This window comes from Variovorax sp. Root318D1 (assembly GCF_001424835.1).
Lineage (GTDB): Bacteria > Pseudomonadota > Gammaproteobacteria > Burkholderiales > Burkholderiaceae_C > Variovorax.
Genome location: NZ_LMCQ01000020.1, coordinates 95,919 through 120,823, shown reverse-complemented (window position 1 = coordinate 120,823; position 24,905 = coordinate 95,919). Strand labels below are relative to the sequence as shown.

Below are 24,905 nucleotides of genomic sequence, written 5' to 3'. Positions count from 1 at the left end.
GTGGGGGCAAGCGGCGTTCGATAGAGCACTGCGCCGAATGAACGCTGTCTGCCCCCATCCCAGCCTTCCCCCGGGAGGGGAGGGAGCAATACCTAGACAACGAAAGGACACCGCATGACCACCACCCTTCAAAGCTACATCGCCGGCCGTTGGATCGGCGACGAGCGCGCGCAGCAATTGCGCAGCGCCATCAACGGACAAGGCGTGGCCAGCACGCACGCCGAAGCCATCGACTTCGCCGAAGCACTGAACCACGCGCGCCGCGTCGGCCTGCCCGCACTGATGTCGCTCGACTTCCAGCAACGCTCGGAGCGCCTGAAGGCTCTCGCCAAGTTTCTCGCAGCGAACAAGGAAACGCTCTACGCCATCTCGGCCCACACGGGCGCGACCCGCGCCGACAGCTGGATCGACATCGAAGGCGGTGCCGGCACGCTCAGCGCCTATGCCGGCATCGGCACCAACGAGCTGCCCTCGGGCAACCTGGTGCACGAAGGTCCGGCCTTTCCGCTCGGCAAGAAGGGCGGCTTCGCGGGCACGCACATCCTGGTGCCGCGCGGGGGCGTGGCGGTGCACATCAACGCATTCAACTTTCCGGTGTGGGGCCTGCTCGAAAAGTTCGCGCCCAGCTTTCTCGCGGGCATGCCCTGCATCGGCAAACCGGCCACGGCCACCAGCTACCTCACCGAAGCGCTGGTGCGGCTCATCGTGCAGTCGGGCATCCTGCCCGAGGGCAGTCTGCAGCTGGTGATCGGCGGCACGGGCGATCTTCTCGACCGGCTCGAGGGCGCCGACGTGGTCACCTTCACCGGCTCGGCGGACACCGCGGCCAGGCTGCGCGTGCATCCGAACCTCGTGCGCCAGTCGATCCCCTTCAATGCCGAGGCCGATTCGCTGAACTGCGCGATCCTGGCGCCCGATGTGACGCCCGACGACGAGGAGTTCGATCTTTTCGTGAAGGAGGTGGCGCGCGAGATGACCATCAAGGCCGGCCAGAAGTGCACCGCCATCCGCCGCGCCATCGTGCCGCGCCAGCACCTCGATGCGGTGGCGGAGCGCCTGCGGGCGCGGCTCGCCAAGACCGTCATTGGCGATCCGTCGCGCGAAGAGGTGCGCATGGGCGCCCTCGCCTCGCATGCGCAGCAGGCCGACGTGGCCGAGCGCGTGGCCACGCTGCTGCAAGGGGCGGAGCTGGTGTATGGCGAGCGCGACGGCTTCTCGCCGGTGGGCGACGGCGTGGCCGAAGGCGCCTTCTTCGCGCCCACGCTGCTGTTGAGCCGCAAGCCGCTCGAACACGATGCCGCGCACGACGTCGAGGCCTTCGGCCCCGTCAGCACGCTGATGCCCTATGACGGCATCGACGAAGCCCTGGCGCTCGCGGCACGCGGCCGCGGCAGCCTCGTCGGCACGCTGGTCACGCGCGATCCGGCGATTGCAGCAAAGGCCATTCCAGTGGCCGCCGCGTGGCACGGCCGCCTGCTGGTGCTCGACCGCGAAGCCGCGGCCGAATCGACCGGCCACGGTTCGCCGCTGCCGCAGCTCAAGCACGGCGGGCCGGGCCGCGCGGGCGGCGGCGAAGAGCTGGGCGGTCTGCGCGCCGTGAAGCACTACCTGCAGCGCGCCGCGGTGCAAGGCTCGCCCACCATGCTGGCCGCGATCACCGGCGAGCACGTGCGTGGCGCGGCCGTGCGAGAGAGCGAGGTGCATCCGTTCCGCCGCTACTTCGAAGACCTGCGGATCGGCGATTCCCTGCTCACCCACCGCCGCACCGTCGGCGAGGCCGACATCGTGGCCTTCGGCGGCATCTCGGGCGATTACTTCTATATGCACTTCGACGAGGTGGCGGCGAAGGAGTCGCCCTTTGGCAAGCGCATCGCGCACGGCTACTTCGTGCTGTCGGCCGCGGCCGGCCTGTTCGTCTCTCCCGCCCCGGGCCCGGTGCTGGCCAACTACGGCCTCGATACGCTGCGCTTCGTCAAGCCCGTGGGCATTGGCGACACCATCCGGGCGCGCCTGACGTGCAAGCGCAAGACCGACCGCAACAAGAAAGACGCGAGCGGCCACGGCCAGGGCGTGGTGGCATGGGACGTAGAGGTGACCAACCAGGACGGCGAGCTGGTCGCGAGCTACGACATCCTGACCCTCGTCTCCAAGAAACCTCACGCCATCTGATGACCGGCACCGCGATTCCGGTGGACGGTGGGTTTTCTTTCTCTGGCTGAATCCGGGCGGCCCGTGTAAATTCGGCCGCCATGCTTCTCTGGTTCCAGATCTTCCTTTTCGTCGCCGGCTCGGCCGCTCTGCTGTACGTCTCGCGTGGGCCATTGAGCCAGCCCGGCTCGCACGGCTTCTACCGCTTCTTCGCCTGGGAATGCATGCTGGTGCTGATCATCGTGAACCTGCCGGTGTGGCATGTCGATCCGCTGTCGCTCACGCAACTGCTCTCCTGCGTGTTCCTCGCGTTGTCGATCTGGCTGCCGATCCACGCGGTCAAGCTGCTCAAGGCCCAGGGCAAGCCGACCGAGGCGCGCAACGACGACCCAGCCCTCTACGGTTTCGAAAAAACCTCGTCGATCGTCAGCACGGGCGCATTCCACTACATCCGCCATCCCATGTACACGGCACTGATGCTGCTCGCGTGGGGCGCCTTCCTGAAGCAGTTCACCTGGCTCACGCTGGCGCTGGTGCTGGCCGCCACGGTGCTGCTGTTCCTCACGGCGCTGCGCGACGAGCACGAATGCATCGCGCATTTTGGCGACGCCTACCGTGAGTACATGCGCCGCACCCGGCGCTTCATTCCGTTCGTGCTGTAGCGGGTTCCGGCGGGCTTTAGCGGGCGATCCTGCGGCGGCGGATGGCCGCCGCGAGCCGTCCGGGGGCGCTCAACGGTAATATGCGCCTCTACCCTCGGCGCCCGAAGACCCCATGTCCTCCCCGAAAAGCACGGCTTTTCCCTCTGCCACGCAGGCCGCGCTGCTGTTTCTGGCGGTGTTCCTGTGCGAATTCGTCATTGGCGTTGCGCTGCGCGACGCCAACCGCTGGCTCGGGCTCAACGCCATGCAGCTCGGCGTGCTGTCCGCGGTGCTGGGCAACGGCTGCGTGTTCGCCGTGGTCATGCACCACCAGAAGCTCACCTACCGCGAGCTCTTCCACCAGTCGCCCGCCTCCGCAAGGGCCACGCTGATGCTGGTGGTGCCGCCGGTGCTGCTGCTCGTGCCGGGGCTGATGGTGGTGATGACGGCCGTGCTCAACCTGCTGGTGTTCATCGCACCGCTCTCGGCCTGGGAGGAGTCGATGTTCAGCCGCATGGCCGATGGCAGCGTCGCGGCCACGCTGGCGGTGTGCCTCATGGCACCGCTGCTGGAAGAAATGCTGTTCCGCGGCATCGTGCTGCGCGGCTTTCTGCTGCGCTACTCGCGGTGGCAGGCCATCGTGGGCTCGGCGCTGCTCTTCGGCGCCGCGCACTTGAACATTTACCAGTTCGTCGTGGGCCTGGTCATGGGCACGGTGCTCGGCTGGCTCTATGAGCGAACCCGTTCGCTCATTCCGTGCATCGCGCTGCATGCAGCCTACAACAGCGGCACGATCTTCATCGGCGACTGGCCTGAATCCGCCTCGACGGCGGACGCGGCGTGGGCCTTGCTGCTGGTCTTTCTGGCCGGCGCGTGCGGCGTGCTGGCATTGCGCCGCATGCTCGTAGTGCCGGTGATACGTACGCCTGTGCCCTGACTGACCCGGGGCCGGCCGCCAGAGAAAAAACCAGGTCCGCACGGACGGCAGCGGCCGCGCATCGACGGCCTCGCCATCGACGATGAAATGCCCGCCCGCCACATGGTGCAGCGTGCGCAGATCGTCGTGACCCTCGAAGTGCCAGCGGCCCTCGGAGAACACCCGCGAATCGGCCTGCGCCGCGATCACCTCGCCAAGGAACAGGTCGTAGCGCTGCTGGATAGGCGGCTCGGGCAAGAGCCGGCACTCGAGCCAGGCCGCGCAGTCTTCCAGCAGCGGCGCATCGGTCGCCACGCCCGCGAAGGGTACCGGCGCGCGTTGCCGCTGCCTCTGCTACGCGCCGGCGCGTGTCAGCATGCGGCCGGCTCGCGCGAGCACGCTGGCTCCCTCGCCTTGCCCGCCGCGATACGCCAGCACGCCGTTCACTAACACCCGCTCCACGCCCAGACTCACGCCATGCGGCTTGTCGTAGGTGGCGGTGTCGGCGATGGTCTCGGGGTCGAACACCACCACGTCTGCCATGGCGCCGGCGCGCAGCAGGCCGCGGTCGGCAATGCGCAGGTTGCGCGCGGTCATGCCGGTCATCTTGTGCACCGCCTGCTCGAGCGTGAACAGGCGGCGCTGGCGCCAGTAGCGCGCGAACACGCGTGGAAAGGCCCCCCACAGGCGTGGATGCGGATGGCGGTCGTGCGGCAGGCCGTCGCTGCCGATCATGGTGAGCGGATGCGCGATGACGCGCTCCACGTCTTCTTCCTGCATCTGGAAATAGCAGGCGCCGCCGGGCTTCAGGCGCAGGCAGGCCTCCTGCTCGGTAGTGTCCCATTCGCGGGCAATGTCGGAGATCAGGCGTCCTGTCATTTCCGGGTGCGGGTCGGACCAGGTCAGCAGCACGTCGATGACGCCGTCGACCAGGTCTTCGCGCAGCACCGTGGACCCGGCCACGTAGGGGTACACGTCCATCGAGATCTTCTGCCGCTCGGCGAGCGCCTCGATCAGCGGCAGCGTTTCCTTCGTGCGGCCCCAGTTGGCGGGGCCGGCGCACTTGTGGTGCGAGATGACCAGCGGCACGCCGGCGCTGAAGGCCGTGTCGCCCGCTTCGTGCAGCGCCTCGATGATCTGCTGCATCTCGCTGCGCAGGTGCGTGGCGTAGATGCCGCCGTGCCTTGCCACAATGCGCGCGAGCGCGGTCACTTCTTCGGCCGGGGCGGCAAACGCTTCTTCGTAGAAAAGGCCAGACGACAGGCCATGCGCGCCGTCGGCCATGCAGCTGTCGAGGAGCGCCGACATGCGCGCGAGCTCGTCGCCACTCGCGGGCCGGTCGAGCGCTTCCATGGCCGCGAAGCGCAAAGTGGTGTGGCCCACCAGCGCCGCCACGTTGAGCGCGGGCTGCGCCGCATCGACGGCCGTGCGGTAGTCGGCCATGGTGGCGTGCTTGAACGATTCCGCGCCCAGCAGCGTGAGCGGTGGCTTGGACTGCGGCGTGCGGTAAGGCGCGAGCGAGATGCCGCAGTTGCCCGTCACCACCGTGGTGATGCCTTGCGACACCTTGGGCAGGCACAGCGGGTCGCGCAGCACGATGGCGTCGTCATGCGTATGCGCGTCGATGAAGCCGGGTGCAATCACCTTCGTGCGGCAGTCGACGACATCGATGTTCGCCAGCGTCAGTCCTTCGGGCAAGCGCTCGCGCAGCCCTTCGCCGAGCGCGACGATGCGGTCGCCTTGCAACAGCACGTCGCCCAGCCACGAAGGTCCGCCCGAACCATCGACCACCAGGCCGGCTTCGAGCAGGATGGCTTTGGCGCTGCTCACCATGCGCGGCCTTTGCTGTTGATGCCGCCGCCGTCCCAGCTTTGAAGCGGATGCGTGGAGGCGTCGATGCCATGGCGCTGGAAGGCTTCGCGTGCGCGCTGCAGGCGCTGCACGGCGGGCTCGCCGCGGCGCTGGGCCACCAGCACCGTGAGAATTTCGATGGCGGTGAGATGCGTCAGGTAGGCGTCGATGCCCACGTGCATTACGGCGTCGTCGGGCACCGAGAGACCCAGCAGGAAGTCGGCCTTGGCTGCCAGCGCAGTGCCGGGCCGCGTGAGCGCGACCACCTTGGCGCCCTGTCCGCGCGCAATGTCCACGGCATCAAGCAGCGAGGGCATACCGCCCACGTGCGAGATGGCAATGACCACCCCGCCCGGACGCTGCGCCGCACCCGCCACCTGCTGCAGGTGATAGTCGGTCCAGGCGTTGGCCGAGAGGCCCAGCCTGAAGAGTCGCGCCTGCAGGTCGTTGGCCATGAACCACGAGGTGGCTCCGGCGCCGTACAGGTCCACGTGCGGCGCGGCGGCGATGGCGGCGACCGCTCCTTCGAGCACCTGCATGTCGAGCTGCCCGCGCACGCCCGACACCGAGGCCGCGGCGCTACGCGCGATCTTGCCGACCACTTCATCGGCCGCATCCTCGATATTCACACGCCGGTGCAGGGGCGATCCACCGAGCGCGAGCTCTTGTGCCAGAGCAAGCTTGAATTCGCGCAGCCCCGCAAAGCCCAGGTCGCGGCAGGTTCGCATGATGGTGGGCACCGAGCTGCGCGAGCGCTCGGCCAGCTGCTCGAAGCTTTCTTCCAGCGCGCGGTCGGGGTCTTCGAGAATGAGGTCGAGAATCGCGCGCCGCGTGGCGGGCGCGCTGCTGCGGAGCTCGGCGATCTTCTGAAGCAATGAGGGAGTCATCGGCACGCGTTCAAAAATGCATGGCGACGGCGTCGCTCACGCGGTAGTTCTCTTCGACCACCGGCATCCAGCGCCATTTGTCGAAGGTGGTGCAAGGGTGCGAAATGCCGAGGCCGACGCGGTCGCCGACCACCGGGGCCTGTGCTTCTTCGGACGCATCCCAGCGGAGGTAGGCGTGCTGGTCGTTGAGCGCGGTGATCTTCCAGCCGGCGGGCACGTCCTCCGCTTCGAGCATGCCGCGTGCGGCGCGCGCGATCGGCACGGGCATCGAGAGATCGAAGGAGATGTCGCGCTTGCCGACGGCCAGGATGGCGAGGCCGGCCTCGGGCCGCGACTGCACCGTGGCCCAAACTTCCATCGCGGGGCGCAGGCTCTCGCCGCAATCGCAGCCCAGGCGCTCATCGACCGCGCTCACCATGCGCTTGTAGAAGCCATGGTCGTGCGTGACATAGCAGCCCGAGCGCAGCAGGCCGCGCACCGGCGAATTGAGCGCGGGCTTCAGGCGGCCCGCCACCAAGTCGAAGATGGCCGAACCGCCGGCCGAGACCAGCACCTCATCGGTCTCGAACAGCTGCTGCGCGTCGCAGTGGCGCGCGATGGCTTCCACGCGGTCCATCAGCGCGTTGGCGTAGGCCGTGTCGGGTTCGCTGGAACCGGTAGCGCCCTGCCCTTCATACGTCTCGATGCCAACGAGCTTGACCGCGTCGCTGGCGCGCAGGCGCGTGGCGAGCGCCACCGCCTCTTCATGCGTTCGGCAGCCGGTGCGCGCGCCCTCGACGCCGATTTCGAGCATCACCTCGAAGGGCACGCTCTCGGGATGGCGCTTCGACCAGTCTTCGATCAGCGTGAGCTGCGCGAGCGAATCGACCAGAAACACCACGCGCAGGTCCGCGTGCGCCTGCAACAGCAACTGGATTCCGGCCAGGTCTTCATCGCTGACCACCTGGTTGGCGATGAGCGTGCGGCGCGCACCGGCCGCGACGCCCACCGCCAGCTGCGTCACCGTGGCGAAGGTGAGGCCCCAGGCGCCGGCATCGAGCTGGCGCTGAAAGAGCTGCGGCGACATGGTGGTCTTGCCGTGCGGCGCAAGGTCGATGCCCCACTCGCGCACGCGCGATTGCATCCACGCCAGGTTGTGCTCCAGCGCCTCGCGCTTGAGCACGGCCAGCGGCAGCGGCAGGTCACCGGCCAGCACGTTCCAGCCCGCGGCGCCCACCTCGCTGCGGCGGCGCGGCGGCTGGGTGCGCGGGTAGCCTTTGAAGTTGCTGCCCAGCACCGGGTCGTTGAAATCCTTGTCGGCTGTAGCGGCGGTGGCAATGGTGTCGGTCATGGTCATGCGGCAATTTGGGAGAGCAGTTCCTTGCGGATGCAGGCGCTGTAGTGTCCGGGAGAAATCTCGTCGAGCGGCGGCACCGTCCGTGCGCAAGCGTCAATAGCGTGCGGGCAGCGGGTGCGGAACACGCAACCCGATGGCGGCGAAATCGGGCTGGGAATGTCGCCCTTGAGCGCGATGCGCTCCGTTGCGAGTGTGGGGTCGGGCTTCGGGCTCGCGGCCAAAAGCGCTTGCGTGTAGGGGTGCGAGGGCCGCGCGAACAGCTCATCGGTGGTGGCCACTTCCATCACCTTGCCGAGGTACAGCACCACCACGCGATCGCACAGGTACTCGACCACGTCGAGGTCGTGCGAGATGAAGAGCATGGTGAGGCCGAGCCGCTCGCGCAGGTCGGCCAAGAGGTTGATGACCTGCGACTGGATCGACACGTCGAGCGCCGACAGCGGCTCATCGGCCACGATGAACTCGGGCTCGACCGCGAGCGCGCGCGCCACGCCGATGCGCTGGCGCTGGCCGCCCGAGAACTCGTGCGGAAAGCGGCTCGCATGCTCGGCGCGCAGGCCCACGGTTTCGAGCAGCTCGGCAATGCGCTTGTCGCGCGCCGTGGCGCCCTTGTGCAGGCCGTGCGTGGACAGCGCCTCGCCGAGGATGGCGCTGATGCGCATCTTCGGGTTCAGGCTCGCATACGGGTCCTGGAAAATGATCTGCAGCTTGCTGCGCAGCTTGCGCATGCGTTCGCCCGACAGCACGCCGATGTCGTCGCCGCGGTAGAGCACCTGGCCCGCGGTGCGCTCGACAAGGCGCAGCACGGTGCGGCCGATGGTGCTTTTGCCGGAACCGGATTCGCCGACGAGGCCCAGGGTTTCGCCGGGTTGGATGGCGAACGACACGTCGTCGACCGCGCGCACCGGACGGTCGCTGCTGCCGAAGTATTTTTTGAGTCCGCGGACTTCGATGAGGGGAGCGGCGGTGGTCATCGTGGGAATGTTGTATTGGCCCCTTCTCCCGCTTGCGGGAGAAGGCGGGGGATGAGGGTGCATGCGAAGGCCACAGGGGTCACCCTCACCCCAGCCCTCTCCCGCACGCGGGAGAGGGGGCAAGACGGGGACAGCGCGCTCGTCATGCAGCTCTCGCGAGGGTTGCGTCCGGCTGCACGCGGATGCATCGCGCCTGGCGGTCCTGACGGATGTCGATGAGCGGCGGAATCGCCTCCTTGCAACCCGGCAGCGCATGGTCGCAACGCGGCTCGAAAGCACACCCCGGCGGCGGCGCAAGCGGGCTCGACACCTGCCCACGAATCGCGAACAGCCGCTTCGGCTTGGGCTGCCCCGGCAACCGCGCCTTGCCCGGGAGGCACGCCAACAGGCCCTGCGTATACGGATGCTCGGGCTGCGCGAACAGCGGCCGCACGGGCGCGCTCTCGACCACGCGGCCCGCATAGAGCACCACTACGTCGTCCGCATGGTGCGCGACCACGCCCAGGTTGTGGGTGATGAAGAGGATGCTCATGCCGGTCTCGGCCTGCAGCCGGCGCATGAGCTCGAGGATCTGCGCCTGGATGGTCACGTCGAGCGCGGTGGTGGGCTCGTCGGCAATCAGCAGCGTCGGGTCGCAGGCCATGGCCAGCGCAATCATCACGCGCTGGCGCATGCCGCCCGAAAGCTGGTGCGGATACTCGTGGATGCGCTGCGCCGCAGCCGGAATCTCGACCAGCTCCAGCATGCGCAGCGCGTGGGCCATGGCCGCCTTGCGGTCCAGCCCCTTGTGCAGCCGCACGCTCTCGGCAATCTGCTCGCCGATGGTGAAGACCGGGTTCAGGCTGGTCATCGGCTCCTGGAAGATCATCGACAGCTGGTTGCCGCGCAGGCTGCGCATCTCGCGTTCGCCGATCTGCAGCAGGTCGAGCGTCTTGCCTTCGCGGGTCACGAAAGCGGCCCGGCCGCTGACCTGCGCATTCGCGGTCTTGGGCAGGAGGCGCATCAGCGTGAGGCTGGTGACCGACTTGCCCGAGCCCGATTCGCCGACCAGCGCCGTGGTCTTGCCGGGCTGGATCGAAAAGCTCACGTCGGCCACCGAACGGATCAGGCCGTCCTCGGTGGGAAAGCTGGTGCTCAGGTTGCTGACCTGAAGACGCGGTGTTTTCGTGGTCGTCATCACAGGGTCTTCTTCAGTTTGGGGTCGAGCAGGTCCCGCACGCCGTCGCCCAGCAGTTGCAGCGAAAGTGCCGTGAAGATGATCGCGAGTCCCGGGAAGAGCACCACCCAGAAGGCCTGGTGCGCGTACTGCTGGCTGCCCGCGACCATGGTGCCCCAGGTCGGGATCTCCGGCGGCACGCCGACGCCGAGGAACGAGAGCCCCGCCTCGGCCAGGATGGCGTAGGCGAAGATGAACGACACCTGCACGAGGATGGGCGACATCAGGTTCGGCAAGATGTGCCGCCACAGGATGCGCGAGGTGCGCACGCCCAGCGCGCGCACGGCTTCGACGAACAGCAGCTCCCGCACCACCAGCGTCGAGGCCCGCACCACCCGCGCCACGCGCGGCGTGTAGACCAGCACCAGCGCCAGCACCGTGTTGATGAGCGAAGGCCCGAGGATGGCCACGAGCGCAATGGCAAGCAGGATGTCGGGGAACGACATCATCGCGTCGACCACACGCATCAGCGGCGTGTCGAGCCGGCGGAAGAAGCCGGCCATCAGGCCCAGCACGGTGCCGGCGATGACCGAACCCAGCGCAGTGAGCGCCGCGATGGCAAGCGAGTAGCGCGCACCGTGCACGATGCGCGAGTACATGTCGCGGCCGAGCTCGTCGGTGCCCAGCAGGTGCTCGGCGCTCGGACCTTTCAGGCGCTGCAGCACCGCCGTGTCGTTGGGGTCGATGGAGGCGAACAGCGGCGCGCCGATGGCGAGCACCGCAATCACCAGCAGCACCAGCGCGGAGATCATCACGATGCGGCGATGCATCAGCTGGCGGAGCATTCGGGGCATTTGCATGGTGTTGCTCTCAAACCTTCACACGCGGATCGACGACGGCGTACAGCAGGTCGATCGAAAAATTGATCAGCACGTAGATCGCCGCAATCACGAGCAGCGCGCCCTGGATCACCGGATAGTCGCGCCGCAGCACCGCGCTCACGACCAGGTTGCCGACGCCCGGCAGGCCGAACACGGTCTCGGTAATGACGGCGCCGCCGATCATCAGCGCGACCGTGAGGCCGATCACCGTGACGATCGGCACCAGCGCGTTGCGCAGCGCATGCTTGAGCACCACCGTGCTTTCGCTCAGGCCCTTGGAGCGCGCGGTGCGCACATAGTCCTCGCCCAGCACGTCGAGCATCGAGGCCCGCGTGAAGCGGATGATGAGCGCCGAGTTCAGCAAACCCAGCACCGTGGCCGGCAGCACCAGCGCATGCAGCCGCTCCGCGAAAGGCGCGTCGGGCGCGCCGTACCCCGACACCGGAAACCAGCCAAACGACACCGCGAATATCTGGATCAGCACGATGCCGAGCCAGAAGCTCGGAATGCTCGCGCCGAGCATCGCAATGCCGGTGAAGAGCTGGTCGACCACGCGCCCGCGGAACACCGCCGAGACGATGCCGCACGGCACGCCGATGAGCGCGGCAATGGCGACGGCCATCAGCGCGAGCAGCGTGGTGGGCTCGGCACGCTCCCAGAGCGCCTGCGTCACCGGCCGCTGCAGGAAGATGGAGGTGCCGAGGTTGCCCTGCAGCACTTCGCGCAGCCAGTAGCCAAACTGCACGGGCAGCGGCTTGTCGAGCCCGTACTCCTTCTGCACGCGGGCAATGTCCACCGCGGTGGCTTGGTCGCCGAGCAACACCGAAACCGGATCGCCCGAGGCCGCGCGCGTGAGCACGAAGACGAGCACCGCCACGATGGCGAGCACGACGAGCATGCCGGCGGCACGGGAGGCGATGTAACGGATCATGGGATGCAGTCTTGTCGAGGCAATGCGCGAGCGGCCAGTCCCATTACTTGATCCGGGCGTTCCAGAAGAACGGCCAGGTCGCGGGCTGGTAGTTGTCCAGCGCCGGGCTCTTGGCCGACAGCCCGTTGAACTTGCCGACATTGATGTACGGCACTTCTTCGTAGACCACCTGCTGCACCTTGCCCCACAGCGCGCCGCGCTTGGCTGGATCGCTTTCGACATTGAAGGCCTGCAGGGCGGACTTCTTGGCGGGCGTGTCCCACCAGCCGGGCGCGCCGTCGCCAAGCTGCGGCGGCGAAAGCATCGGCTCGGGGAATTGGCCCGAGTGCGTCACGTAGATGTCCCACAACTTCGCATCGTTGCGGCGCTGCACCAGCGTGGCCCAGTCGACCACGCTCAGGTCGACCTTGAACCCGGCGCGCTTGAGCTGCTCGGCCATCAGCAGCGACATGTTGTAGTGAAAGTCGTACTGGCGGCTGGTGAGCACGCGGATCGGCTCGCCCTTGTAGCCCGCCTTGGCCGCGGCCTCCTTGGCCTTGGCAGCGTTGCGCTCGTTGTAGAGCGTGGTGCCGGCGGTCGAATAGAACGGCGAGCCCTTGGGGAAGTGGTTGCCTTCGGCCACGAAGAAGCGCGTGTCGCCGAAGCCGGCCGCGAGCATCTCGCCTTCGCCGAGCGCCGACTGGATCGCCTGGCGCAGGGCCTGGTTGGCGGCCACGCCTTCCTTGGTGTTGAGCACGAGATACGGGAAACCGAACGACGGCGTCATGATCGGCACGGTCTTGCCGCCGGACTTTTCAAGGCGCGGCAGGGCCTCGACCGGCAGCAGGTCGGCAAAGTCGTACTGGCCGGCCAGCGCACCTTCGACGCGCGTGCTGGCGTTGGGCACAGGCACGAAGCGCAGTTCTTCGATGGCGGCTTCGCGCTTGCCGCCATAGCCGCTTGCCGGCTCCTTGCGCGCCGTGTACTTGTCGAAGCGCGTGAGCAGCACGAACTGGTCGGGGCGGCGCTCCTTGAACTTGTAGGGACCGGTGCCGACGAAATCCTTCAGCGGCGAAGCGATGGAATCCTTGGCCATGATGGCCGCCATGCCGCTGGGCAATGCGAGCTGCGAGAGCAGCGGCGCATACGGCGCCTTCAGCACGATCTCCACGCCCAGCGGGCCCTTGGCCTTGAGGCTCTCGATTTCCTTGCCCACGGCCTTGCCGCGCGGCGACTGGTCCATCCAGCGCTGCAGGCTGGCTACCACGTCGTCGGCGTTGAGTTCGCGGCCGTTGTGCAGCATCACGCCCTTGCGCAGGGTAATGGCGTAGGTCTTGCCGTCGGCGGAGATCTTGGGCATGGTCTCGGCCAGCATCGGCACCACGTTCCACTTGGCGTCGAAGGTGTAGAGCGTCTCGTACACGTGCTGCATGATGGTTCCGACCAGGTCGGCCGTCGAGGCCATCGGGTCGAGCGTCTGCGGTTCGGCCACCATGGCCAGCGTGGCGAAGGTGCGCGGCCCCTGGGCATGCGCTTGCTGGTGAGGCAGCGCGGCACACAGCATCGCGAGCAGGGAAGCGCCCAGCAGGCTGCGCTTCGACAGCTTCGGCAGGCGCTGGACAAGACCGGCGTGGAACATGGGGAACTCCTTCATGGGGCAGGCTGTTTGTGAAAGAAATTTTCTCTTCGGCCCGCACTTTGAAGCACTATCCATGCCAAATCATCCGTGTTAACCCTCGTTTTAGGGTTATTCTGAAAGGGATTTTCAGATTGGGCGGATACTTGGGATCCCTCTTTTCTTCCTCGTCTTCACTTCAGGAGTTCTCCCATGCCGCTCGAATACCTCGGCGCCCCGCCCGTCGCCTCTGACCGCCAGGCACGTCCTTTCTCCCCGGCCGTGCGCGCCGGCGATTTCATCTACGTGTCGGGCCAGGTGCCTGCCAATGCCGAAGGCGAGATCGTGGTGGGCGGTATCGAGGCGCAGACGCGCCAAGTGATGGAAAACCTGAAAAAAGTGCTGGCGCTGGCCGGCGCCACGCTCGACGACGTCTGCAAGAGCACGGTCTGGCTGCAGGACGCGCGCGACTTTGGTGCCTTCAACCGCATCTACATGAGCTACTTCGGTGAAAACAAGCCGGCACGCTCGACCACCGAGGCACGGCTGATGGTCGACGCCAAGGTCGAGATCGACGTGGTGGCCTACAAGCCCAAATAACTACAGCAGCTCGGTCTTGCGCTGGATGATGCGCGAGACCAGCCCGTACTCGACCGCCTCCGCGGCCGACAGCCAGCGGTCGCGCTCGATGTCGGCCAACACCACGTCGATCGGCTTGCCGGTCTCGCGCGCAATCTCGTGCGCGATGCGATGCCGCGCCTTGATGATTTCCTGCGCCTGGATCGCGATGTCGGTCGCCTGCCCGCCTGCGCCGCCGCTGGGCTGGTGAATCAAAAAGCGCGTGTTGGGCAGGCACACACGCCGCTCGCGGGGGACCGACAAGTAAAGGTGCGTGGCGGCGCTGCCCACCCAGCCGGTGCCGATCATGTTCACCGGTGCGCTGATGAAACGCACGATGTCGTGGATGGCATCGCCCGACTCCAGGTGGCCGCCGGGCGAGCTCACGAGAATGTCGATGGGTTTTTCAGGACTGTCGGCATCGAGCGCGATGAGCCGGCGCGTCACGTCGGCGGCCACGGCGTCGGTGATGCTGCCAAAAATCAGCAGCGTGCGCGACTTGAAGGCTTTTTCTTCCAGGTAGGAATTGCGCGGCTCGGCCGTGGCCGCGGGTGGGGTGTCGTCGTCGGTTTGCATGATGAAGAAGCGCTCCTGTGATTGAACGGCATCTTGCCGGCCAGGCACACAGTTTCGCGACATTGCAGGCACCGTGGCAAGCGGCAGCTGCAACTCAGCCGGCCAGCCGCCCTGCCACCAGTTGCAGCACGCGATCGCAGCGCTTGGCAAGCTCCTGGTCGTGCGTGACCATCACGAAGGCGGTGCGGTGCTTGTGCGCCAGCTCGATCATCAGCTCGAACACGGTGTCGGCCGTGTTGCGGTCGAGGTTGCCCGTGGGCTCGTCGGCCAGCACGCAAGCCGGCTGCGTGACCAGCGCACGTGCAATGGCCACGCGCTGGCGCTCGCCGCCGGAGAGCTCGGCCGGCCGATGGTGCAAGCGCTCGCCCAGGCCCACGCTTTCGAGAATCTTGGTGGCAGCGGCCGCCGCCTGCGCGGGCGCCATCCGCCGGATCTTGAGGGGCATCGCCACGTTGTCGAGCGCGCTGAACTCGGGCAGCAGGTGGTGAAACTGGTAGACGAAGCCGAGGTGCTCGTTGCGCAGCCGCCCCTGCTGGGCCGCGTCGGCATGCGCGATGTCCTTGCCGAGCAGTTCGACCCTGCCGGCCGTAGGCCCGTCGAGTCCGCCCATCAGGTGCAGCAGCGTGCTCTTGCCGGAACCCGAAGCGCCAACGATCGCCAGCGTTTCTCCGGCGCGCACGTCGAGGTCGACACCGTGCAGCACGGTGAGGTCGATGCGCCCTTCATGGAAGCGCTTGGTCAGGCCGCGCGCCTTCAGCACCACGCCATTGCCCGGCGTGGCGGCATTTTGTTGTTCACTCATAGCGCAGGGCCTCGGCGGGATTGACGCGGCTGGCGCGCCAGCTCGGATACAGCGTGGCCAGGAAAGCCAGGACCAGGGAAATGATCGCGATCGGCATGATGTCGCTTCGCTGCGGATCGCTCGGCATCTTGCTGATCAGGTAGATGTCCTTCGGCAAAAAGCTGGCATGGAAGAGCCGCTCGAGCGCCGGCACGATCACGTCGATGTTGTAGGCGATGCCCAGCCCCAGCAACAGCCCGGCCACGGTGCCGATCACGCCGACCATTGCCCCCTGCACCACGAAGATGCCCATGATGCTGCGCGGCGAACTGCCCAGCGTGCGCAGGATGGCGATGTCGGCGCGCTTGTCGGTCACGGTCATCACTAGCGTGGACACCAGGTTGAAGGCCGCCACCGCCACGATGAGCGTGAGGATGATGAACATCATGCGTTTCTCGACCTGCACGGCCGCAAACCAGGTCTTGTTCTGGCGCGTCCAGTCGCGAATGAGGAACTGGCCAGGCAGCGTGACGGCCATCTGGTCGGCCACGTCACGCGCCTCGTTCAGGTCCTTGAGCTTGATGCGGATGCCGGTCGGCCCGTCGAGCCGGAACACGCGCTGGGCGTCTTCCGCATGAATCATGGCCAGCGCCGAGTCGTATTCGTAGTGGCCCGAATCGAAGGTGCCCACCACGGTGAACTGCTTGAGCCGCGGCACCACGCCCGCGGGCGTGACCTGCCCGCCTGGCGCCACCAGCGTGACCTGGTCGCCCGGCTGCACGAACAGCGAGCGCGCCAACTCGCCGCCGAGCACAATGCCGAACTGGCCCGGCACCAGCTTGTCGAGCGTGCCCTTTTGCGCGGTGGTGGCAATGTCGGTGACCTCGGGTTCGAGCTTGGGCACGATGCCGCGCACCAGCGTGCCCTTCATGTCTTCGCCGCGCGCAATGAGTGCCTGCGTGGCAATGAAGGGCGCGGCGCCGATCACCTCGGGGTTCTTGCGCGCCGCCGCCGTGATGGCGTCGATGTCGGGCAGCGCCTGGCCGTCGCGGGAAAGAATCTCGATGTGCGACACCACGCCGAGCATGCGATCGCGCACCTCCTTCTGGAAGCCGTTCATCACACTGAGCACAATGATCAGCGCCGCCACCCCCAATGCAATGCCGAGCATCGACACGCCGGAGATGAAGGAGATGAAGCCGTTGCGCCGCGTCGCGCGGCCTGCGCGGGTATAGCGCCAGCCGAGCTGCAGTTCGTAAGGAAGTCGCATATTTTCAGTTTGAGCTCAGCCAGGAGCACCGCGGATACGGCTTTGCCGGGCTGACAGGTGCGCCCCCCAATCGGGATGCGCCAATGGCGCTGCGGGGGGCTTTTCATCCTAGCATCCCGGACAATAGGGAAATGGCCGAACCTCTCCCCCGTCATCTGTTGATTCCCTTTGCCGGCCGCGGTTCCCCGGCATGCCGCGCGGCATGGCCCTCTCTCCGGCTGCCCAACCTCGAGGCCCTGCTCTCCCGCCTTTCGCTGGCGGAGACCGACACGCAGGACGAAAGCACGCGCTCACCGCCCCATGAACGGGCGCTCGCCAAGGCGCTGGGCATCCCGGCGGCCGATGGCTGCATTCCATGGGCCGCGCTGGAAGCCAGGCAGGCCGGCATCGCCGAACCGGGCGACCACGAAGGCTGGGGCCTGGTCTCGCTGTGCAACTGGCAAGTGGGCATCGACGACGTTGTGCTGGGCGACCCGGCCGCCATCGAGATCGACGCCGCCGAATCGGCCACGCTGCTGGCCGCCGCGCATCCTTTCTTCGACGAAGACGGCATTGCCCTGCACCCGTCCGCCATCCCCGGCCGCTGGCTGGCGCGCGCGCACATCTTCGACGGACTGGCCACGGCGTCCATCGACCGCGCGGTGGGCCATCGCATTTCGCAATGGTCGCCCCTGGCCGAAGCCGCACGGCCGCTGCGTCGGCTTCAGAACGAAATGCAGATGCTGCTCTATACCCAGCGCGTCAACGACGATCGCGCCGCGCGCGGCGTGCCGCCGATCAACTCTTTCTGGCTCAGCGGCACTGGCGCGCTGCCCACGGGCATTCCCCCGGCCGACACCGAGCCACCGACCGTGAGCGACGCGCTGCGCGTGGCCGCGCTGCGCGACGACGGACCGGGCTGGGCCGAAGCCTGGCAGGCGCTCGACGCAAGCACCCTCGCAAGCCTGCTGGCCGAGTACACCGCCGGCGCCGACGTCATGCTCACGCTGTGCGGCGACCGCGCGGCGCAGCGCTACGCGGTGCAGCAGCGCGGACTGGTGGGCTGGGCCCGAAGCCTGTTCGACCGGCCGCGCGCCGCGAGCGTGCTCGAGGCGCTATGAAAATCATCGCGAGAGAGATTCCGCCCCGCACGGTCTGGGCGCTCGAGCAGGCCGGCGTACACCCACTGCTCGCACGCCTCTTCGCCGCGCGCGGCGTGCTTGCCAAGGACGACCTCGACGACGGCCTGGCGCGCCTGCTGCCGCCCGACACCCTGCACGGCGCGCGCGAGGCAGCGGTGCTGCTGGCCGATGCCATGGCACAGGACAAGCGCCTGTGCATCGTGGCCGACTACGACTGCGACGGCGCCACCGCGTGCGCCGTGGCGGTGCGCGGCCTGCGCCTTCTCGGCGCAAAAAACGTGAGCTACCTGGTGCCCGACCGCGTGGTCGACGGCTACGGTCTCACGTCGCCAATCGCCGAGCGGGTGGCGGACAGCGGCGCCGACATGCTGATCACCGTCGACAACGGCATTGCCAGCGTCGAGGGCGTGGCCGCCGCCAAGGCGCGCGGGCTGCAGGTGCTGGTGACCGACCATCACCTGCCGGGCCCTGAACTGCCGGCCGCCGACGTGCTGGTGAATCCCAACCAGGTCGGCTGCGGTTTCGAAAGCAAGAGCATCGCCGGCGTGGGCGTGATGTTCTACGTGCTGCTGGCGCTGCGCTCCGAACTGCGCGCACGCGGCGTTTTCACCGCGGCCACGCAGCCCAAGCTGGACGTGCTGCTTCCGCTGGTGGCACTCGGCACCGTGGCCGACGTGGTGAAGCTCGACGCCAACAACCGCCGGCTCGTCGCACAGGGCCTTCGGCGCATTCGCGCTGGGGCGCTGCCGGCGGGGATTGCGGCGCTGTTCAAGGCCGCGGGACGCAATGCCGCGGTGGCCACCACATTCGACTTCGGCTTTGCACTCGGTCCGCGCATCAACGCCGCCGGCCGCTTGGCCGACATGACGCTGGGCATCGAATGCCTACTGACCGACGATGCCGGCCGCGCCGACGAGTTGGCGCGCATGCTCGACGGCATCAACCGCGAGCGGCGCGACATCGAGGGCGGCATGCGCGACCAGGCGCTGCTGCTGGCCGAATCGCTGTTCGGCCCTACGGCCGATGGCGGCGAAGCACCGCCGGCCGCCATCAGCGTGTTCGATGCCGACTTTCATGAAGGCGTGGTCGGCATCGTGGCCTCGCGCATCAAGGACCGCTTTCACCGCCCGACCTTCGTGTTTGCCGCAAGCGGCGCGCCGGGCAAGGAACACGAGCTCAAGGGTTCCGGCCGCTCGATTCCGGGCTTTCACCTGCGCGATGCGCTCGACCTGGTGGCGAAGCGCCATCCGGGCGTGCTGCTGCGCTTCGGTGGCCACGCGATGGCAGCCGGCTGCACCGTCGCGCGCGAGAAGTTCGAGGTTTTCGAACAGGCGCTGGCCGAAGTGGCGCACGAGTGGCTCGACGCCGCCACCCTGACGCGCCGCCTCGACACCGACGGGCCGCTGGCCCGCGAGTACATGCGCATCGACCTGGTCGACACGCTGCACCGCGAGGTGTGGGGCCAGGGTTTCGCCCCGCCCACTTTCAGCGAAGAAGTGGAGGTGGTGTCGCAGCGCCTGGTGGGCGAGAAGCACCTCGCGCTCAAGCTGCGGCATCAGGGGCAGCCGGTCGATGGTATCTGGTTCGGCCATACCGATCCGCTGCCCGCGCGCGTGAAGCTGGCCTTCCGGCTCGATGCCGACGAATGGCAGGGTGTGCGGCGCGTGCGCTTTCTGGTCGAAGGCGCAGAGCTGCCCTAGCGGCTCCGCCTTCCCGTCAGCCGCGCTCCTCGTGCGAGGCCTCAGCCTCCACGATCTGGTGCAGCACCTTGCCGGGATCGACGCGCTCCGTCAGGGCTTTCACCTCCTCGTGGGATTCCAAGGGCAGTTCGAGTTTTTCCGCCATGCGGGTCGCAAGGCGCAGCAACGCGGTCATTTCTCGTTCGTTCAGCAGATTGACCTGCAGGTCGAGGTGGTGCCGATGCTCGCTTACCTCGGCAGACATGTTCTGACTGATCAGGATCATGATCGCCAGCACGATGGCCTCGATGGAAACCAGGACGAGCAGAAAGGTGAAGGGGTACGGATCGATGCGCCAGACAAACTGGTTGAGCAGGATCCAGGCGGCAAAAAATCCGAGGTTCCACCACAGGAACGCCACCGTGCCGCAAAAGCGCGAGATGCGGGAAACCAGCCTGTAAAGCATCGGCTTTGCGCGCCGGCTTTCTTCTTCCAGCTCCAGAATCGACTCGATGTTCCGGTGCGTCAATGCCTGGAGCGAAGGATGCTTGCGGCGCGGGCGATTTGCCTTGCCGTTGCCGTTGCCATTGCTTCTGTTGCCGTTTCCTTTGCGTTTGCCGGCTTCCTTCGTTTCCTTTTCAGGCTGCATCGCCCCTGCTCCAGAGTCGGGAAGCCCTGACGATGCGCAAGCCCCCGCGGCAGGGGCGTAGGCGTGCGTCGTTACTCCTTGCAAGCGAAGCGGAAATCGCGCGACACGACGGGCGAGCAGTCGGGACGGATTCCTACGCAGGCGGGGCACCAGAGTTTTACGGTGGTCGTTCACATGAGGAGCCCAAGCACCATGAAATCGACCACCGCATCATCCGCAAAGTCAGCCAAAAGCCGGGGAGGAACAGCCCACACGGCCTCCAGGCACCGTGCAGTCCAACGCGAGCAGGACGCGAAAGACAGCGCAAAGCCGGCGGCCAAGAAATCCGGCCAGCCGGCGCAAGCCGGCCCGCGGTCCCAGCCGGTCAATCCGATGCCGGCACAGCACTTGAGCAAGCCAGGCCTGGAAGCGGAGATGGCGCTGCGCCCCCGCTTCGAGGCGCCGGATTACAAGGGCAGCGGCAAGCTCGAGGGCATGGCGGCGCTGGTGACCGGCGGGGATTCGGGCATTGGCCGCGCCGTGGCGGTGCTCTATGCCCGTGAAGGCGCCGACGTGGCCATCGTCTACCTGGAAGAAGACGAGGACGCAGAGGAAACACGGCGCCACGTCGAGAACGAAGGCGCGCGCTGCATCCTGATCAAGGGCGACGTGTGCGAACCGGCGTTCTGCCGCGACGCCATCGACAAGACCCTCCAAGCCTTCGGCAAGCTCGACATCCTCGTGAACAATGCGGCGTTCCAATTGCACGCGGCCTCGATCGAGGACATCACCGACGAGCGCTTCGACCTCACGCTCAAGACCAATGTTTTCGGCTACTTCCAAATGGCGCGCGCTGCGGTGCCGCACCTGGGCCAGGGCGCGTCGATCATCAACACCGGCTCGGTCACGGGCCTGGAAGGAAGCGCGCACCTGCTCGACTACTCGACCACCAAGGGTGCCATTCATGCGTTCACCAAGTCACTGGCCAGCAACCTGCTGCCCAAGGGCATCCGAGTGAACGCGGTCGCGCCGGGGCCGGTGTGGACCCCCTTGAACCCGGCGGACAGCCCGCCCGAGAAGGTGAAGGACTTCGGCAAGAAGACCGACCTGCAGAGGCCGGCACAACCCGAGGAGCTGTCTCCCGCCTATGTGTTCCTGGCCGCGCCAAGCTGCGCCAGCTACATCACAGGCATCGTGCTGCCGATCACGGGCAGCGTCGGCGCAATCTGAAACCGCGCGCGCCAGCGGCTGGCGGCTCAACTCGCGGGCGCCGGTCAGCGTTCGGACGATGTATCGGCACCTGCGGGCCGTCTCCGGCCGGGTGACTTCACGCCGATGGCAGCAAGAAGCTTCTGCAGCGTTCGGGAGCGCGGTATGTCCCGCGTGAGCGGTGGCACCGAGACGGCCAGCAGCAAGGCTGCGAGCGGCACCACGCAGACGAAGCCCAGATAGCTGAAGCCTAGCGCGCCGACGATACCGCCCAGAACGAACATGCCGATCAGCCCGCCCGCCATTCGAATCCTGCGGCGATCATGGCGAACCATGGCATGTGCCGGCGTGGCATGCCCGTTCCAATAGATCAGCTTGCCCAGCTCCATGCCCACGTCGGTGATGTTGCCCGTCATGTGGGTGGTGCGCACGCTGCCACCGGAAGTCTTGGAGCCGACGGCGTTCTGCAGGCCCATGATGAACGAGAGCAGCAGCACGGTGAGCGGCACGGCAAACGGCGTCGACCAGGTCAGCGTGATGGCGCCCATCAGGCCGAACGGGAACATGAGCGCCGCCTCGAGCAGCAGCGGCACCGCGTAGACACTGCGCAGGCGATGCTGGCGGCCCCAGTTCACCAGAATCGCGCACACGGCCGCGCCCAACACAAAAGCAAGGATGGCGCCCAGCGCATTCAAGAGAAGCTTCGTGTTGCCGAGCACCAGGCCGTCCGCAAACTGCGAAGCGAAGCCCGTCATGTGCGAGGTGTACGTGTGCAGCACCAGAAAGCCCCCCGCATTCACCGCACCGGCATTGAAGGCCAGGAGAAGGCCGAGCACCCGGTTGGTGGAGGGGGCGCGGTGGCGGTGGGTGAGGAAGCGTAGTCTGCGCATCGGCGTGCTGCGTGCGCTTGGACTCTAGCACTTGAAGGAATGGCCGCGCGCTTGCGTACCACGGTTCAGCGGCCCGGGCCCTCAGGAATGTTCTGATTACACTTTGCGCCGGCCTGCGTTGTGCATGCGTGTTCTCAACTTCAAGGGTTTCAATGAAAGTCTCCACTCTCCTGGTTGCCGCCGCGTTGGCCGCGTCTGCCCTGCCCGCCGCGGCACAGGTGTCGGTCAATATCAACCTGCCTGGCCTGATCCAGGTGGCGCCGCCCGCGCCGCGCTACGAGCCGATGCCGGGACCGCGCGCAGGCCAGGTGTGGGTGCCCGGCCGTTGGCAATGGAACGAACGCGCCTACGTCTGGCGTACGGGTTTCTGGCAGGCGGCACGACCTGACTACGCTTACGCGCCGGGCCGCTGGGTGCAGGCGGACGGTGGTTGGCGATGGATGGAAGGCAACTGGCGGCGCGCGGAACAACATCCGCACCACGCCGAGCGCGAAGGCCATGGCGGCGGCGGTGGAGGCCACTGCCCGCCCGGACAGGCCAAGAAAGGCCGTTGCTGATCCCCTGTGGGGAGATGGTGCCGCTTGTCGGAATCGAACTGACGACCTTCCGCTTACAAGGCGGGTGCTCTACCAACTGAGCTAAAGCGGCACGAATTTTCTTTTTGGATTTTAGCGGTGCGGCGAAAGCCGCCCGCCCAGGTCCGTCCTGCTGTTCTTCTGCTACTTCACCCGCTTGAGCGACGGACGGCTGCCTCCTCCGGCCGGCGGGCGCGGCGGCTCGTCGTCTGGATCGACCGGCAAGCCGACGTGATCATTGCCGCCATCGGCCGCTTCGTCCGGCACGAGGTGCACGATTTTTCCGGCGTCGCCCTCGGTGCCGCGCGACGCGTCGCGCAGCGGCATGCGGGCTGGCCCCTGGGCCGACGGCGCAGCGCCAGCCGGTGATGCGGCGCCACTCCCATCGGCATTGCTGCCGGCGGGAACGGGAGCGGGAAAAGCCATGCCTTGCCCGTTCTCGCGGGCGTAGATGGCAATCACCCGGCCCACGGGCACGACGATTTCGCGCGCACTGCCCGCAAAGCGGGCCTTGAACTCGATGAAGTCATTGCCGAGCTTGAGCGAACTGGTCGCATCGAAACTGATGTTCAGCACGATCTCGCCGTTTTTCACATACTCGCGCGGCACCTGGACGGTCTCGTCCACCTGCACCGCGACATAGGGCGTGAACCCGTTGTCGGTGCACCATTCGTACAGCGCCCGGATGAGGTACGGGCGGGTGGAGGACGACTCGAGCGCGTTGATCATGAAAGCAGCGGAGAACGGTTGGACGCAGAGTTACTTGCGCATGACCTTTTCGGACGGGGTGAGCGCTTCGATGTAGGCCGGGCGCGAGAAGATGCGCTCTGCGTACTTCAGGAGCGGCGCCGCATTCTTGCTGAGGTCGATGCCGTAGTAGTCGAGGCGCCAGAGCAGCGGCGCAATCGCCACGTCGAGCATCGAGAAGTTATCACCCAGCATGTACTTGTTCTTGAGGAACACCGGGGCAAGCTGCGTCAGGCGGTCACGGATGTGCGCGCGGGCCTTTTCGAGCGCCTTCTCGTTGCCCTTGGCCGTGCGGTTCTCGAGCGTGGCCACGTGCACGAACAGTTCCTTCTCGAAATTGAGCAGGAACAGGCGCACGCGCGCGCGGTCGACCGGGTCGCCGGGCATCAGCTGCGGATGCGGAAAGCGCTCGTCGATGTACTCGTTGATGATGTTCGACTCATACAGGATCAGGTCGCGCTCGACCAGGATCGGCACCTGTCCATACGGGTTCATCACGCCGATGTCTTCAGGCTTGTTGTAGAGGTCGACGTCGCGGATTTCGAAGTCCATGCCCTTCTCGAACAACACGAAGCGGCAGCGGTGGGAAAAGGGGCAGGTCGTTCCTGAATACAAGACCATCATGGCGAGAGACTCCTAAAAATCAAAAAGAGTGGGTCGCGTTGGCAACCCACTCTGTGGGACCGGGCGCGCACAGCGTCCGGTCGGCGTGGACGGAACTACTTGACGTCTTTCCAGTACGAGGCGTTCAGTCGCCACACGAAAACCAACGACATGAGCAAGAACAGCAGCACCCACACGCCGATGCGGATGCGCGTGTTCTGCGCCGGTTCAGCCATCCATTGCAGGTAGCTCACCAGGTCGCCGACCGCGCTGTCGAACTGCAGCGACGTCATGGTGCCGGGGGTGACTTGCTCCCAGCCCTTGAACACTTCGGTCTCATGGCCATGCTGCACGACCTTGCTGTAGACCGGACGGCGTTCGCCTTGCAGCTCCCACAGCGGGTTGGGCATGGCGACGGCCGGGAATACCAGGTTGTTCCAGCCGGTGGCCTTGGTGTCGTCGCGGTAGTAGGTGCGCAGGTAGGTGTACAGGTAGTCGGCACCGGTGCCACCGTGGCCGGCGCGCGAACGTGCCACCAGCGTCAGGTCGGGCGGCGTGGTGCCGAACCAGTCCTTGGCCTGGCGCGCGTCGATGTTGGCCTTCATGGTCTCGCCAACCTTGTCGGTGGCGAACAGAAGGTTGTCCTTGATCTGCTGCTCGGTGATGCCGATGTCCTGCAGGCGGTTGTAGCGCATGAAGGCCGCCGAATGGCAGTTCAGGCAGTAGTTCACGAACAGCTTGGCGCCGTTCTGCAGCGAGGCGACGTCGGTGGTTTTGTTGGGCGCCTTGTCCCAGGCAAGGCCGCCGGATTCGGCCGATGCTGCTGCGGAAAAGGTCAGGCCCAATGCCAGGCTTGCAACCGCGAGCCAGCCAGAAATGCTTTTCTTCATCGT

At 66.8% G+C, this 24,905-nt stretch carries 24 protein-coding genes, 1 tRNA gene and 1 pseudogene; 8 read left to right on the top strand and 18 right to left on the bottom strand.

What is annotated here, in order from left to right:
• Positions 1 to 114 precede the first annotated feature (114 nt).
• From paaZ to ASC78_RS17385, 3 genes are all read left to right on the top strand, one after another.
• Entirely contained in the window at positions 115 to 2,169 is a 2,055-nt protein-coding gene (gene paaZ / locus ASC78_RS17395) for a phenylacetic acid degradation bifunctional protein PaaZ (RefSeq protein WP_055803766.1), read from the top strand.
• An 80-nt stretch (positions 2,170 to 2,249) separates the two neighbouring features.
• Entirely contained in the window at positions 2,250 to 2,810 is a 561-nt protein-coding gene (locus ASC78_RS17390; protein ID WP_055803763.1) for a methyltransferase family protein, read from the top strand.
• Positions 2,811 to 2,922: 112 nt separating this feature from the next.
• Positions 2,923 to 3,726 (top strand): CPBP family intramembrane glutamic endopeptidase, encoded by an 804-nt coding sequence (locus tag ASC78_RS17385; protein ID WP_055803760.1) that lies wholly within the window; start codon positions 2,923 to 2,925, stop codon positions 3,724 to 3,726.
• A gap of 48 nt (positions 3,727 to 3,774) precedes the next feature.
• Here the strand turns inward: ASC78_RS17385 and ASC78_RS28045 are convergent.
• From ASC78_RS28045 to ASC78_RS17345, 9 genes and pseudogenes are all read right to left on the bottom strand, one after another.
• Positions 3,775 to 4,029: pseudogene (locus ASC78_RS28045) on the bottom strand (flavin reductase); the annotation flags it as partial.
• Positions 4,030 to 4,059: 30 nt separating this feature from the next.
• The gene (locus tag ASC78_RS17380; protein ID WP_055803757.1) at positions 4,060 to 5,538 is read right to left on the bottom strand and encodes an N-acyl-D-amino-acid deacylase family protein; all 1,479 of its coding nucleotides are present in this window, start codon (positions 5,536 to 5,538) and stop codon (positions 4,060 to 4,062) included.
• The gene (locus ASC78_RS17375) at positions 5,532 to 6,443 is read right to left on the bottom strand and encodes a MurR/RpiR family transcriptional regulator (protein WP_055803755.1); all 912 of its coding nucleotides are present in this window, start codon (positions 6,441 to 6,443) and stop codon (positions 5,532 to 5,534) included. The genes ASC78_RS17380 and ASC78_RS17375 overlap by 7 nt, the downstream gene beginning before the upstream one ends.
• 10 nt (positions 6,444 to 6,453) lie before the next feature.
• Positions 6,454 to 7,773, bottom strand: coding sequence for an amino acid deaminase (locus ASC78_RS17370; protein ID WP_443082732.1), 1,320 nt, complete (start codon positions 7,771 to 7,773; stop codon positions 6,454 to 6,456).
• A gap of 2 nt (positions 7,774 to 7,775) precedes the next feature.
• Entirely contained in the window at positions 7,776 to 8,753 is a 978-nt protein-coding gene (locus ASC78_RS17365) for an ABC transporter ATP-binding protein (protein WP_055803750.1), read from the bottom strand.
• Positions 8,754 to 8,895: 142 nt separating this feature from the next.
• Positions 8,896 to 9,930: an ABC transporter ATP-binding protein gene (locus ASC78_RS17360; protein WP_055803747.1), complete on the bottom strand. Its 1,035-nt coding sequence runs from the start codon at positions 9,928 to 9,930 to the stop codon at positions 8,896 to 8,898.
• A complete protein-coding gene (locus ASC78_RS17355; protein ID WP_055803745.1) occupies positions 9,930 to 10,769 on the bottom strand; it encodes an ABC transporter permease in 840 nt (279 codons plus the stop codon). The genes ASC78_RS17360 and ASC78_RS17355 overlap by 1 nt, the downstream gene beginning before the upstream one ends.
• 10 nt (positions 10,770 to 10,779) lie before the next feature.
• A complete protein-coding gene (locus ASC78_RS17350; protein ID WP_055803743.1) occupies positions 10,780 to 11,721 on the bottom strand; it encodes an ABC transporter permease in 942 nt (313 codons plus the stop codon).
• Positions 11,722 to 11,764: 43 nt separating this feature from the next.
• On the bottom strand, positions 11,765 to 13,354 hold the full coding sequence (locus ASC78_RS17345) for an ABC transporter substrate-binding protein (RefSeq protein ID WP_235505116.1): 1,590 nt from the start codon (positions 13,352 to 13,354) through the stop codon (positions 11,765 to 11,767).
• A gap of 174 nt (positions 13,355 to 13,528) precedes the next feature.
• Between ASC78_RS17345 and ASC78_RS17340 the strand changes: the two genes are divergently transcribed.
• Positions 13,529 to 13,915: a RidA family protein gene (locus ASC78_RS17340; RefSeq protein WP_055803740.1), complete on the top strand. Its 387-nt coding sequence runs from the start codon at positions 13,529 to 13,531 to the stop codon at positions 13,913 to 13,915.
• Here ASC78_RS17340 and ASC78_RS17335 read toward each other — a convergent pair whose 3' ends face one another.
• The 3 genes from ASC78_RS17335 to ASC78_RS17325 all read right to left on the bottom strand — a co-directional run bounded on the left by ASC78_RS17335 (position 13,916) and on the right by ASC78_RS17325 (position 16,560).
• Complete coding sequence (locus ASC78_RS17335; protein ID WP_055804361.1) at positions 13,916 to 14,509, bottom strand: ATP-dependent Clp protease proteolytic subunit; 594 nt, start codon at positions 14,507 to 14,509, stop codon at positions 13,916 to 13,918.
• Between the two features lie 94 nt (positions 14,510 to 14,603).
• Positions 14,604 to 15,311, bottom strand: a complete 708-nt coding sequence (lolD, locus tag ASC78_RS17330) for a lipoprotein-releasing ABC transporter ATP-binding protein LolD (RefSeq protein WP_055803737.1) — start codon at positions 15,309 to 15,311, stop codon at positions 14,604 to 14,606.
• Positions 15,304 to 16,560: a lipoprotein-releasing ABC transporter permease subunit gene (locus ASC78_RS17325; RefSeq protein ID WP_055803734.1), complete on the bottom strand. Its 1,257-nt coding sequence runs from the start codon at positions 16,558 to 16,560 to the stop codon at positions 15,304 to 15,306. The genes lolD and ASC78_RS17325 overlap by 8 nt, the downstream gene beginning before the upstream one ends.
• 131 nt (positions 16,561 to 16,691) lie before the next feature.
• Between ASC78_RS17325 and ASC78_RS17320 the strand changes: the two genes are divergently transcribed.
• Positions 16,692 to 17,660, top strand: a complete 969-nt coding sequence (locus tag ASC78_RS17320; RefSeq protein WP_055803731.1) for a hypothetical protein — start codon at positions 16,692 to 16,694, stop codon at positions 17,658 to 17,660.
• The gene (recJ, locus tag ASC78_RS17315; RefSeq protein WP_055803728.1) at positions 17,657 to 19,381 is read left to right on the top strand and encodes a single-stranded-DNA-specific exonuclease RecJ; all 1,725 of its coding nucleotides are present in this window, start codon (positions 17,657 to 17,659) and stop codon (positions 19,379 to 19,381) included. The genes ASC78_RS17320 and recJ overlap by 4 nt, the downstream gene beginning before the upstream one ends.
• Before the next feature lie 16 nt (positions 19,382 to 19,397).
• On the opposite strand, the gene ASC78_RS17310 is transcribed toward recJ, so the two are convergent.
• On the bottom strand, positions 19,398 to 20,009 hold the full coding sequence (locus ASC78_RS17310; RefSeq protein ID WP_055803726.1) for a DUF1003 domain-containing protein: 612 nt from the start codon (positions 20,007 to 20,009) through the stop codon (positions 19,398 to 19,400).
• Positions 20,010 to 20,201: 192 nt separating this feature from the next.
• Here ASC78_RS17310 and ASC78_RS17305 point away from each other — a divergent pair, with 192 nt between their 5' ends.
• Positions 20,202 to 21,218, top strand: coding sequence for an SDR family oxidoreductase (locus ASC78_RS17305; RefSeq protein ID WP_055803723.1), 1,017 nt, complete (start codon positions 20,202 to 20,204; stop codon positions 21,216 to 21,218).
• 44 nt (positions 21,219 to 21,262) lie between these two features.
• Here ASC78_RS17305 and ASC78_RS17300 read toward each other — a convergent pair whose 3' ends face one another.
• Complete coding sequence (locus ASC78_RS17300; protein ID WP_082517572.1) at positions 21,263 to 22,087, bottom strand: YoaK family protein; 825 nt, start codon at positions 22,085 to 22,087, stop codon at positions 21,263 to 21,265.
• A gap of 152 nt (positions 22,088 to 22,239) precedes the next feature.
• Between ASC78_RS17300 and ASC78_RS17295 the strand changes: the two genes are divergently transcribed.
• Positions 22,240 to 22,644 carry a YXWGXW repeat-containing protein gene (locus ASC78_RS17295; protein WP_055803720.1) on the top strand — a complete coding sequence of 135 codons (405 nt, stop codon included), beginning with the start codon at positions 22,240 to 22,242 and terminating at the stop codon, positions 22,642 to 22,644.
• A gap of 15 nt (positions 22,645 to 22,659) precedes the next feature.
• Here the strand turns inward: ASC78_RS17295 and ASC78_RS17290 are convergent.
• The 4 genes from ASC78_RS17290 to ASC78_RS17275 all read right to left on the bottom strand — a co-directional run bounded on the left by ASC78_RS17290 (position 22,660) and on the right by ASC78_RS17275 (position 24,902).
• Positions 22,660 to 22,735: transfer RNA gene (locus tag ASC78_RS17290), tRNA-Thr, on the bottom strand.
• A 71-nt stretch (positions 22,736 to 22,806) separates the two neighbouring features.
• Positions 22,807 to 23,391, bottom strand: a complete 585-nt coding sequence (locus ASC78_RS17285; protein WP_055803717.1) for a ClpXP protease specificity-enhancing factor — start codon at positions 23,389 to 23,391, stop codon at positions 22,807 to 22,809.
• 30 nt (positions 23,392 to 23,421) lie between these two features.
• On the bottom strand, positions 23,422 to 24,033 hold the full coding sequence (locus tag ASC78_RS17280; RefSeq protein ID WP_028260168.1) for a glutathione S-transferase N-terminal domain-containing protein: 612 nt from the start codon (positions 24,031 to 24,033) through the stop codon (positions 23,422 to 23,424).
• A 95-nt stretch (positions 24,034 to 24,128) separates the two neighbouring features.
• Entirely contained in the window at positions 24,129 to 24,902 is a 774-nt protein-coding gene (locus ASC78_RS17275; RefSeq protein WP_055803713.1) for a cytochrome c1, read from the bottom strand.
• Positions 24,903 to 24,905: the final 3 nt, after the last annotated feature.